The sequence below is a fragment of the Acidiphilium sp. PM genome (assembly GCF_000219295.1).
GTDB classification, from domain to species: Bacteria; Pseudomonadota; Alphaproteobacteria; order Acetobacterales; family Acetobacteraceae; genus Acidiphilium; species Acidiphilium multivorum.
The window spans coordinates 1-11,656 of sequence record NZ_AFPR01000107.1 but is presented as its reverse complement, the minus strand read 5'-3'; the positions used below and the strand labels follow the sequence as shown (position 1 = coordinate 11,656).

General features: G+C 68.1%; 9 protein-coding genes. All 9 read right to left on the bottom strand.

From position 1 onward, the window contains the following. On the bottom strand, window positions 1–434 hold a 434-nt coding region (locus tag APM_RS05490; RefSeq protein ID WP_039887872.1), incomplete at its 3' end, for an FAD-binding protein. Beyond that, window positions 431–1,870, bottom strand: coding sequence for a UDP-N-acetylmuramate--L-alanine ligase (murC, locus tag APM_RS05485; RefSeq protein WP_007422363.1), 1,440 nt, complete (start codon window positions 1,868–1,870; stop codon window positions 431–433). The genes APM_RS05490 and murC, both read right to left, overlap by 4 nt. Further along, entirely contained in the window at window positions 1,867–2,973 is a 1,107-nt protein-coding gene (gene murG / locus APM_RS05480; RefSeq protein ID WP_039887869.1) for an undecaprenyldiphospho-muramoylpentapeptide beta-N-acetylglucosaminyltransferase, read from the bottom strand. Before murG ends, murC begins: the two co-directional genes overlap by 4 nt. Continuing rightward, on the bottom strand, window positions 2,970–4,133 hold the full coding sequence (locus APM_RS05475) for an FtsW/RodA/SpoVE family cell cycle protein (protein WP_007422361.1): 1,164 nt from the start codon (window positions 4,131–4,133) through the stop codon (window positions 2,970–2,972). The genes murG and APM_RS05475 overlap by 4 nt, the downstream gene beginning before the upstream one ends. Continuing rightward, the gene (gene murD / locus APM_RS05470) at window positions 4,133–5,518 is read right to left on the bottom strand and encodes a UDP-N-acetylmuramoyl-L-alanine--D-glutamate ligase (RefSeq protein WP_007422360.1); all 1,386 of its coding nucleotides are present in this window, start codon (window positions 5,516–5,518) and stop codon (window positions 4,133–4,135) included. Before murD ends, APM_RS05475 begins: the two co-directional genes overlap by 1 nt. Then, on the bottom strand, window positions 5,515–6,603 hold the full coding sequence (gene mraY, locus APM_RS05465) for a phospho-N-acetylmuramoyl-pentapeptide-transferase (RefSeq protein WP_007422359.1): 1,089 nt from the start codon (window positions 6,601–6,603) through the stop codon (window positions 5,515–5,517). The genes murD and mraY overlap by 4 nt, the downstream gene beginning before the upstream one ends. Next, entirely contained in the window at window positions 6,603–7,958 is a 1,356-nt protein-coding gene (gene murF / locus APM_RS05460) for a UDP-N-acetylmuramoyl-tripeptide--D-alanyl-D-alanine ligase (RefSeq protein ID WP_007422358.1), read from the bottom strand. Before murF ends, mraY begins: the two co-directional genes overlap by 1 nt. Next, window positions 7,955–9,418 (bottom strand): UDP-N-acetylmuramoyl-L-alanyl-D-glutamate--2,6-diaminopimelate ligase, encoded by a 1,464-nt coding sequence (locus APM_RS05455; RefSeq protein ID WP_007422357.1) that lies wholly within the window; start codon window positions 9,416–9,418, stop codon window positions 7,955–7,957. Before APM_RS05455 ends, murF begins: the two co-directional genes overlap by 4 nt. Beyond that, a complete protein-coding gene (locus APM_RS05450; protein ID WP_039887864.1) occupies window positions 9,405–11,495 on the bottom strand; it encodes a penicillin-binding protein 2 in 2,091 nt (696 codons plus the stop codon). Before APM_RS05450 ends, APM_RS05455 begins: the two co-directional genes overlap by 14 nt. Between the last annotated feature and the right edge of the window lie 161 nt (window positions 11,496–11,656).

Genomic DNA, 11,656 nt, shown 5'->3' with positions numbered 1-11,656 from the left:
TAAGCGCCGGCATTCATCGCCACGGCGCCGCCGAGCGAGCCCGGAATGCCCGAGAGGAATTCGAGCCCGGTGAGCCCCGCCGCCGCCGCGTGTTCGGCGATCGTCGCATCCAGCGCCGCCGCCCCCGCAACGATGCCGTCCGGCAGGACTTCGATGTCCGCGAACCCGCGCACCAGCCGCACGACCACACCCGCGATCCCGCCATCCCGCACGATCAGGTTGGAGGCGGCGCCGATCGGCAGCACCGGCACTTCCGGCGCCAGCGCGGCGAGAAAACGGCTCAGATCCTCGATATCGGCAGGGCGTAACATCACCTCCGCCGGCCCGCCGACGCGGAACCACGTCACCGGCCCGAGCGGAACATCGAACCCGATGCGCCCGCGCACTTCCGGCAGGGCGGCGCGCCAGTCGGCCATGACCGGAGCGGCCATCATCGCATCCCCCCGGCACCGCGGCGGGTGGTCTCGATCAGCGCCTGCATCTGGTTGGGCAGCGCCTGCGCCCAGTTGGTAATCGACCCGGCGCCGAGGCAGACGACGTAATCGCCGGCGCGGGCCATCGCGTTGATCATCTCGGCCAGATGATCGGGGCTACCGAGCGAGACAACCGATTTGTGGCCGCGCGCCCGCAGCCCCTCGACCAGCGCGTCGCGATCGATACCCGGGATCGGCTCCTCGCCCGCCGGATAGACGTCGGCGACGATCACCTTTCCCGCATCGTTCATGCAGGTGCAGAAATCCTCGAACAGCGTCGCCAGCCGCGTGTAGCGGTGCGGCTGCACCACGGCGATCACGTCCCGCGCACCGGCCTGGCGCGCCGCCCGCAGCACCGCCGCGATCTCGACCGGGTGATGTCCGTAATCGTCGATCACGGTGATGCCGGCGACCTCGCCGGTCTTGGTGAAACGCCGCTTCACGCCCCGGAAACTCGCCAGCGCCGCGCGCAGGTCGACCTCCGGCACCTCCATCTCGATGCCGATCGCGATCGCGGCCAGCGCGTTCTGGACATTGTGGTTGCCCAGCATCGGCAGGCGCATCGGCGCCAACACGCGCTCGCGCCCGGCCACCCGTTCGGACAGGCGCACCTCGAACGTCGCGCCATTACGGTCGGACATGATCCGCTCGGCCCGGACATCCGCCTGCGGCGACAGGCCATAGGTGATCAGCCGGTGATCCGACAGGTCCGGGATCATCCGCTGCACGCCGGGATGATCGATGCACAGAACCGCGAACCCGTAGAACGGGATGTTCGAGACGAACTGGCGATATCCCGCCTCCATCGCCTCGGCGGAGCCCCAATGGTCGAGATGCTCGGGGTCCATGTTGGTGACGACGGCGATCACCGCCGGCAGGCGGAGGAAGCTGCCATCGCTCTCATCGGCCTCGACCACCATCCAGTCGCCGCCGCCAAGCCGTGCATTGGTGCCGTAGGCGTTGATGATCCCACCATTGATCACGGTCGGATCGAGCCCCGCCCCTTCGAGCACGGCCGCGACGAGGCTCGTCGTCGTCGTCTTGCCATGCGTGCCGCCGATCGCGACGGACCAGCGCAGCCGCATCAGTTCGCCCAGCATCTCGGCGCGCCGCACCACCGGGATCATCCGCTTGCGCGCCGCCTGCACCTCGGGATTGTCGCGCGGCACCGCGGTCGACACCACAACCACCTGCGCGTTGCCCAGATTCGCCGCGTCATGCCCGATCGCGACCGGAATGCCCGCGGCGCGCAGGCGGGCGACATTGGCGTTTTCGGAAAGGTCGGATCCCTGCACGGAATAGCCGAGATTGTGTAGCACCTCGGCAATGCCCGACATGCCGATCCCGGCAATGCCGACGAAATGGATCGTCCCGATCGACAGCGGCATCGCCCTCATCGCACACGCTCCGCAATGGCCGACAGAACGAGATCGGCGAGCCGCGCGGCAGCCTCCTCGATCCGCGCGCTCGCCGCCGCCTCGGCCATCGCGGCCAGCCGCAGCGGATCATCGAGCAGGGATTCGAGTACGCCGGCCAGCCGGTCCGGTGTCGTCGTCGCCTGGTCGAGCCGGAATGCGCCGCCCCGCCGCGCCAGGACATCGGCATTGTGCCGCTGGTCGGTATTGATCGCGAGCGGAATGAAGATCGCCGGCCGCCCGATCGTCGCCACCTCGGCGACGGTCGACCCGCCGGACCGCGCGACCAGCAGATGCGCCGCCGCCATGCGCGGCGCCACATCGCTGAAGAACGGCGCCAGTTCATGTGTGATCCCGGCGGCATCGAGTGCGCCGCGTGCCGCCCCGATAGCCTCCCCCGGGCATTGCATGGTCAGTGCGATCCGCCGGCGCAGCCCCTCCGGCAGCCGGGCCAGCGCCTCGGGTACCAGGGTGGCGAAAATCCGCGCCCCGAGCGAGCCGCCGAGCACCAGCAGCCGGATCGTCTCCGCCGGCGGTTCATAGGGCGACGCAGCCAGCACCGAAATCGCGGCGCGCACCGGGTTGCCGGTCACTGTCGCGCGCGCCCGGCCGGGCACCCCCGCGGTGCCCTCGAAGCTCAGCGCGAGATGGTCGGCGAAGCGCGCGAGGAAGCGGTTCGCGCCGCCGAGCACCGCGTTCTGGTCGTGCAACACGATGGCGGGCCGCCGCCGCAGCGTAGCCGCCGCGAGCACCGGCGGCACCGAGGGGTAGCCGCCGAAGCCGACCACAGCGGCAGCATCGAGCTTTGCAAGGATGCGCCGGGCCGCGACGGTGCCGCGCGCAAGCTGTGCCACGCCAAGAAGTCGCCGCCCAAGACTGCGTCCGGCCAGCCCCGCACCGGCCAGAACATGGCGCTCGCAGCCGGCAAATACCGCCGATTTCTGCCCCGCCGAGCGCGCGTCCGTCATCAGCACGATCCGCTGGCCACGCCGCATCAGTTCGTCTGCCACGGATTCCGCGGGAACCATGTGCCCGCCCGTGCCGCCGGCTGCGATGACAATCGGGTTCAGCATCGCGCCTCTCATACCGCCCGATCCTGCATGCCGAGGCCGAACAGCCCGTCCGTCACGCGCTCGGCATGGGTGCGCCGTCGCGTCAGCGCCAGCAGGAACCCCATGTGCAACCCGGTCGCCAGAACAGCCGAACCGCCATAAGATAGGAACGGCAGTGTCATGCCCTTGGTCGGGATCATCGACAATGAAGACGCCATGTTGATGAAGGCCTGCAGTCCGAAACTGGTCAGCAGCCCGGCAGAGGCGAGGGCCACGAACGGATCCGTCTCGCGCAGCACCCGCATGAACCCACGCAGCACGATCACCGCATAGAGCGCGATGATGCCGAGGCAAAGAAACATGCCGAATTCCTCGCCAGCCACCGCGAAGACGAAATCGGCGCGCGCGTCGGGCAGGTAGTGCTTCACCTGCCCCTCGCCCGGCCCGCGTCCCCAGAGCCCGCCATTGGCGAAGGCGGAAAGCGCCGTGAGCGCCTGATACGCCTTGTCCTTGGTCGGATGGAGGAACAGCATCACGCGCTTGTGCACGTGAGCGATCAGCTCGAATGCTGCGAATCCGGCGGCGCCAAATCCGGCCACGCCAAGCCCCACGAAAAACGTGTTCAGGCCGTCGAGAAAAAGCTGGACGAAAAATGTCGCCAGCACCAGGGCGGTTGAACCGACATCGGGCTGGCGCAGAAGAATCAGCACCACCAGGCTGTTGAGACCGATCGCCGCGAACATGCCCGGAAATCCCGGCGTGCGCCGCCGCTCCGCCAGCAGCCATGCGGTCGCGATGATCAGCGCGGGCTTGAGGAATTCCGAAGGCTGAATGGTGAAGCCCGGCAGCGCGATCCAGCGCCGTCCGCCATCGACGACGACGCCATGCACGAGAGTGAACCCGGTGAGCACAAGGAAGACCACCCCGGTCGCGAGCGCGGCGAGCTTGACGTAATGCAGGTCGAGCATCGAAACCCCGACCATCAGAATTCCCGCCGTCAGCAGATAGACGATCTGCCGGATCATCACGATCGTGTTAGGATCGTTCAGCGAAAGATTGGTCGCCGGCGTGGCCGCGAGCGCAAGCACATAGCCCAGGCCCACCAGCAGCAGCAGGGCGGTGAGCATCACCCGGTCGACGCTCCACCACCACCGTCCGACGACTGAATCATCCGCGCGCGAAAGGACCGGCATCACCTGGCCTCCATCGAAACGAGGCGGGCGGCCAGTTCGGCGAAACGTCGTCCGCGCGCGGCGTAATCGGTGAACTGGTCGAAACTCGCTGCCGCCGGCGAGAGCAGCACGGTATCGACCCCAATTCGCCGGGCCGCCGCGAAAGCAGACGGAACGGCGTTCTCGATCGTCCCCGCGATCTCGCAGGAGACGCCCGCGCTGGCGAGCGTCGCGGCGAATTCCGGCGCATCGCGGCCAATCAGCACCGCATGGGCAACGCGGGAAAACCACGGCGCCAGCGGCGTGATGCCGCCGTCCTTCCCGATCCCCCCGGCAATCCATACCAGGCGCTCATGGCAATCCAGCGCTCGCGCGGCCGAATCGGCATTGGTTGCCTTGCTGTCATCGATGAAGGTTACGCCCGCAACCGATGCGACCACGCGCTGCCGGTGCGGCAGTCCGGGAAAGGACGCCATCGCCCGGCCAATGACCTCGCGCGGAACACCGAACGCGAGCGCAAGGGCAGCCGCGGCCGCCGCGTTTTGCGCGTTGTGCGTGCCGGGCAATGCCGCCGCCGCGTCGAGATCGGCAATCACGCCGGAATGATCGACCAGCTTGCGGCCGCGCGCGAAAATATCGGCCCGCTGGCAGCCGGAAATTCGCACGATTCGTCTCTTGCCATCCTCGAATCGGGTCGCCATCGCCGCCGTCGCGGCGTCATCGATCCCAAACACGGCGACATCGCCAGCTTCCTGTCCGACAAAAAGCCGAGACTTTGCAGCTTCATATCCGGCCATGTTACCATGGCGGTCGAGGTGATCCGGGGTCAGATTCAGCATTGCCCCAGCACTGAAGCGCATGTTTACGATTCGCTCCAACATGTAGCTCGACATTTCGAGCACATACACGCCGTCATCACCAAGGCGCGGCAAGGCGAGCGCGGCCGGCCCCAGATTGCCGCCCGCCGCAACCTCGATGCCGGCATCGGCAAGGATATGCGCCAGCAGCGCCGTCGTGGTGGACTTGCCGTTGGTGCCGGTGATTCCAACGAACCGCGCAGAACTGCCCGAGTCGCGGACCGCGCGGAACAGCAGTTCGGCATCGGTGAAAATCGGCACGCCGCGCGCCATCACCGCCGCTGCCTCGGGATGAGGCACAGGCAGAGCATGGGGAATGCCCGGCGACAGGATCAGTCCGTCGAGTTTGGAGGCATCGCTGGGCCGGCCGATCGTAATCCCCACAGCAGCAGCCGCGCCGCGCCGTGCCTCGTTGTCGTCCCAGGCGATGACCGACGCGCCCATGGCCACGAGCGCTTGCGCTGCTGGCAAGCCGTTCACTCCGAGACCCAGCACTGCGTAACGCCGCCCCGCGAACACGTGGCTCCAGTTTTCCACCGGCGCGCTCATCGGATTTTCAGGGTCGCCAGGCCCAGCAACGCAAGTATCATCGCAACGATCCAGAAGCGGATCACCACGGTCGGCTCGGCCCAGCCCTTCTTCTCGAAGTGATGATGCAGCGGCGCCATCAGGAATACGCGCCGCCCGGTCCGTTTGTACCAGAACACCTGCACGATGACCGAAACGGTCTCGACGACGAACAGCCCGCCGGTAATTGCCAGCACGATCTCGTTCTTCGTCGCCACGGCGACCGAACCGAGTGCACCCCCAAGCGCAAGCGAACCGGTATCGCCCATGAACACGGCGGCCGGCGGCGCGTTGAACCACAGGAATCCCATGCCGGCGCCGATCAGCGCCGAGCAGAACACGGCCAGCTCACCCGTTCCGGGAACGAAATTGATTTCGAGGTAATGCGAAAAAATCCTGTTGCCGACGAGATAGGCAATCAGCGTGAACACGCCGGCGGCGATGATCGTCGGCACGATAGCAAGGCCATCGAGCCCGTCGGTCAGGTTCACCGCGTTCGAGGCGCCCATCATCACGAACATCGCGACCAGCGGAAACAGCGGGCCGAACGGGATCATGAGATGCTTGAATACCGGCACGGCGAGCGAATCGGCGATCGAGCCGGGCATCAGCTGCGTGATCCATACAGCCGCGCCAAGCCCGAGCACCGCCTGCACAACGAGCTTGATCCGCCCCGGCACACCCTTGGTGTTGCGCTTCGTCAGCTTGAGGAAATCATCGGCGAAGCCGAGTGCGCCATAGCCGATCGTGATCATCAGCACGGCCCAGACATAGCCGTTCCGCAGGTCTGCCCAGAGCAGTGTCGAAACGGTCAGAGCGATCAGGATCAGGAAGCCGCCCATCGTGGGCGTGCCCTTCTTCTCGATCAGATGCCGTTCCGGCCCGTCGGCCCGGATCGGCTGCCCCTGCTTCTGGAGCGACTTGAGCCAGCGGATCAGCCTGGGGCCGAGCAGGAAACTGACGACAAGCGCCGTCAGGCACGCGCCACCCGCGCGGAACGTGATATAGCGGATCAGGTTGAACGCGTGGAACGCGGCGACATGGGGAAGGAGCAGAGCGTAGAGCATCAGGCCTTGTCCTCGATCGCCGCGACCACGTCACGCATCCGCGACCCGTAGCTCCCTTTCACCAGCACGACGTCACCCACCGCGAGTGCGGCGCGCACCGCCGGTGCGAGGGATGCGGCATCCACCGCCCATGCGCCCCGCTGACGTTCCGGCAGTTCATCGAACATCACGCGCATATGCGGCCCGCAGGCGAAAACCAGATCGGCCACGCCGGAAACCGCATCCGCAAGATCGCGATGCTCGTCATCGGCATAGTCACCGAGTTCGAGCATGTCGCCCAGCACGGCGATGCGCCGCCCCGGCAGCAGTGAGAGAACCTCGATCGCCGCACGCACCGAGTTGCCAGAAGCATTGTAACTCTCGTCGAGCAGCGTGATCTCGACGCCGTCCACATTCACGCGGCGTCGGGCGCCGCGCCCGGCCAGCGGTGCAAAACCATCGAGCGCCGCCGCGGCCTGCGCCGGATCGAGCCCGAGTGCCGCCGCCGCCGCCAGCGCCGCCACCGCGTTCATCGCCATATGCGTTCCCGGCGCAGCGAGACGGCAACGGACCACCATGCGCAGGATATTCGCCGTCACCGCGACTCCGTCGGCATCGCTCTCGGCTTCGATCAGCCTTGCCTCCGCGAGATCCTGCGCGCCGAAACTGACCACCCGAACCCCGTCCCGCGCCCGGCGCGCAAGGCGCGAAAGGAACGGCCCACGCGGCAGCACCGCCGCCCCGCCCGGCACCACGCCGCGCAACAATTCCGCCTTTTCATCGGCAATCGCCTCGACCGAACCCATCAACCCCAGATGCGCCGAGCCGATCGCGGTGATCACGCCGACATGCGGCCGCGTGATGGCGGAGAGCGGCGCGATCTCGCCTGGATGGTTCATGCCGATCTCGACCACCGCAAAATCGGCCTCGGCCGGCAACCGCGCGAGGGTCAGCGGCACGCCGATATGGTTGTTGAAGGAGGCTTCAGCCGCATGCGTCGCGCCAAATGCGGAGAGGATCCGGCGCAGCATTTCCTTGGTGGTGGACTTGCCGACCGAGCCCGTGACCGCGACGACGCGGGCGCGGCTGCGCGCCCGACCGAATTCGCCGAGCCGGGTGAGCGCGGCCTGCACATCCTCGACGAGCAGCGCCGGCCCGGCGCCGACATCGCGCGAAACCAGCACGCAGGCCGCCCCTTTCGCCTCGGCATCAGGAACGAAATCATGCCCGTCGCGAGCGTCCGCCAGGGCGACGAACAACTCGCCTGGCGCGGTCGTCCGGCTGTCGATCGAAACACCTGTGGCATCAGCCTCGCCGCGCAGCCAGGTGCCGTTGGTGGCGACGGCAAGGTCGCGCGCGCTCCAGAGACCGCTCATGCCGCAAGTTCCCTGATCACCGCCGCATCGTCGAAGGGCAGCACCGCATCACCGACGATCTGCCCGCTCTCATGTCCCTTGCCAGCCACGGCCAGCACGTCGCCCGCCCGCAGCGCATCGAGTCCGGCAGCGATCGCGGCACGCCGGTCGCCGATCTCCCGCGCGCCGGGGCAGGCCGCGAGGATTGCCGCGCGGATCGATGCCGGGTCCTCGCTCCGCGGATTGTCGTCGGTGACGATCGCGACGTCCGCGAGTCTCGCGGCCACATCACCCATCAGCTTCCGCTTGCCGCGATCCCGATCGCCGCCCGCGCCGAACACCAGCACCAGCCGTCCGGCCGCGTGCGGGCGCAGCGCCATCAGCAACCGCTCCAGCGCATCCGGCGTGTGCGCGTAATCGACATAGGCGGCAGCGCCATTCGGCAGCACCGCCGCGCGCTCCAGCCTCCCGCGCACCGGCGCGAGGCCTGGCAGCCTGTCCAGCGGATCGGACACGCCTGCCGCACGCGCGAGGCCTGCCGCAAGCAACGCATTATCCACCTGGAACCGGCCCGGAAGCGGCAGTTCGATCTCGCGCGACACGCCACCGCACGCGATCGTCAGCACTTGGCTAGACGGCGTCGCGATGATGCCGCGCAGGTCAAACAGGTCACCGCCCGCGCCCACCGTCGCCAGATCGAGCCGCCGCGCCTGCGCGATGTCGCGCAGTGCCGCCAGCGTATCCGGCTCAAGATCGGCCATTGCCACCGCCGGCGCGCCGGGAAGCAGCAGGTCCTGGAACAGCCGCAACTTGGCCCGACGGTAGGACGCCATGTCCCCGTGATAATCGAGATGATCGCGTGTCAGGTTGCTGAACCCGCCAGCGGCAAGGCGCAGCCCATGCAGGCGGAACTGGTCGAGCCCATGCGAGGAGGCCTCGAGCGCAACGGTCCCGATTCCGGCCGCCCGCAACGCGGCAAGGATATCGGAGAGGGTCACCGGATCCGGCGTGGTCAGGCTTGCCCCCGGCGCGAAGCCCGGCGCGATCAGCCCGAGCGTGCCGAGCGAGGCGGCCGGTCTCCCGCTCGCCACTGCCATCTGGCGGATGAAATCCACCGTCGAGGTCTTCCCATTGGTGCCTGTCACGCCGAGAATCGTCTCCGGCAGCGGTCCTGCCAGCGTCGCCGCGATCTCGGCCAGGCGGCGCCGCGGCTCCGGGTCCTCGATCAGCGGGCGTGGCGGCACGCCAGGCGGCCAGCGGGTGCCCGAAGGCGCCAGCACCGCGGCGGCCCCCTGTGCCACGGCCTGGGCGATGAAATCTCGCCCATCGGCGCGCGCGCCCGGCAAGGCGGCGAAGATCATGCCCTTGCGCACGGCGCGGCTGTCAGCGGTGATTCCGGAAAACACCGTCTCCGGCGGCAGGATCCAGCCTGGCGGGGCACCGTAACGTGAAAGACCGTCCATCAGTTCACCCCCCCGCATGCGTCACCGGCAGGGCGATATTCATGATCCGGTGCCCCAGCGTATGGGCGCTGGAAGCGGGCGCCGCGGGCAGGCTCACCGTTTGTGCCGCCGGCGCCAGGGGCTGCCACATCTCGGTCCGTGCGAGCGCCTGGTCATGCGCCGCGACGTCCATGTTCGCCGGCGGGGTCTGATGCGCGAGGATATAGGCGTATTTGCTCGCCCCCGGCGGGAACAGGTGCCCCGGCCCCAGCGCGAGCCGACCCGGCGGCGCCGGCGGATCGAGCGGGATCGACAGTGCCGCCTGCGCCTCGGCAAGCGTCTGGCCGGATAAAGGCATGATCCCGAGCATCGGCCCGATCCGCGAGATGATCTGGGCGACGGCCGGCGCGGCGACATAGCCGCCCGTGGTAAACCCATGGCAGAACGGCAGCATCTGCTTCGTCGCATGCGGCTGCAGCACGACGACATAGACCACATAGCGCGGATCGTTCATCGGAAACGCGGCCATGAACGAGGCGTTGTTGAGATGTTGCAGATAGCGCCCGTTCGGCCCGACGACCTGCGCCGTGCCGGTCTTGCCGCCGACGAGATACCCCGGCACCCGGGCATAGACGCCGGTGCCATCCGGGGCGGTGACGACATTGCGCATCATCTTGCGCATGATCAGCGACGTCCGCTCGCTCATCACCCGCACCCCGGCGGACCGCTTCCCATGGTCCAGCAGGGTGGGCGGATACCAGATCCCGCCATTGACGACCGGCACGACCGCCGAAATCAGCTGCAGTGGCGACATCGCGATGCCGTTGCCGAAACTCACCGTCATCGTCGTCAGCAGCTTCCAGCTTGATTTCGGGTGATACATCGGCGGCGTGGCTTCCGGCAGCTGGATCGGCGGACGACGGAAGAAGCCGAGCTTGCGCAGCCATGCGCGCTGGATCTGCGGCCCGAGAATGGTCGCGATCCGCGAGGCGCCGATATTCGACGACACGGCGAGGATATGCGGCACCGCCATCCAGATATGCGCCGGCTCGAAGTCGGTCACGGTGAACCGGCCGACATGCAGCGGATGCGTCGTGTTGAACCGGTCCCAGGGCTGGATCATGCCGGAATTGATCGCCATCGACAGCGTCTGCAGCTTGAACACGCTGCCCGGTTCATAGTCGCCGGACACGCAGCGGTTGAAGCGCGCATCGGCGGGCGCAGACCCGAGATCATCGGCGTTATAGTCGGGCACGCTGGCCATCGCCAGCACCCTGCCGGTCCGCGCCGAGATCACGATGCCGCAGGCGCCCTTGGCATCATAATCGCTCATTGCCTGCCAGATCGCCTGGCGCACGATCCCTTCCGCACCGATATCGATCGACAGGCGAAGCGGCTTGCCAGGCGCGCTGGTCAGCCGCTTGTTAAACCAGTCCTCGACCCCGGCGATCCCGCGCTGGTCCGGCGTCACCCCGCCCAGGATATGCGCCGCGAGGTTCCCCTCGGGATAATGCCGACGCTCGGTATTCTCGAAATACACCCCCGGAATCCCGAGCCGGTTGACCGCCAGTTCCTGCGAGGCGGTCAGCTTGCGGTCGAGATACACGAAGTCGCGCGACCGATCGGCGAGCCGCGCCTCGAGGAATCCGGGATCGAGCCCCGGGATCACCGCGGCGATCTCGCGCGCCGCGACACCCGGATCCTCGACCTGCTTCGGATTGGCATACAATGCCGCCGCCGGCAGCGAGACGGCAAGGATCTCGCCGTTCCGGTCGGTGATCTCGGCGCGCGCGGGTGGCGGCAGGACGACGGTGGTCGATGGCGTCTGCGCCGCAATCGCCGCCTTGTCCGGCGGGACCGGATGGACCACCGTGACATAGACGACCCGCGCGGCAAGCAGCAGATAAATGAGCACGAAGCCGGCAAATCCGGCGGCGAGCCGGCTGTGCAGCACACCGATGGCGGCGCGTCGCGCCAGATCGGGCGAAGTGACGCGGACATGCTCCATCCGCGGTACCGCGCCGCGCTCGGGTGCACCGGCGCGTCGCGCCGCATCCCGGCCGCCGCGGCCAGGAACGCGCGGTGAGAGACTGTCGCGTGGCGGCGGCGCGGTCATGGCGCCACTCCGCCAGCGGGACGCGGCGGCGCCAGGCTCGCACCGTAATCCCCGAATACCGACGTCCCGCGTGCGGCGGGCGCCACGATGCGGGCGGGCGGCGCCGGAGCCTGGGGCCGCGCCGGCACCGCGTCGCTCGCCGTGATCGACCTGACCGGCGG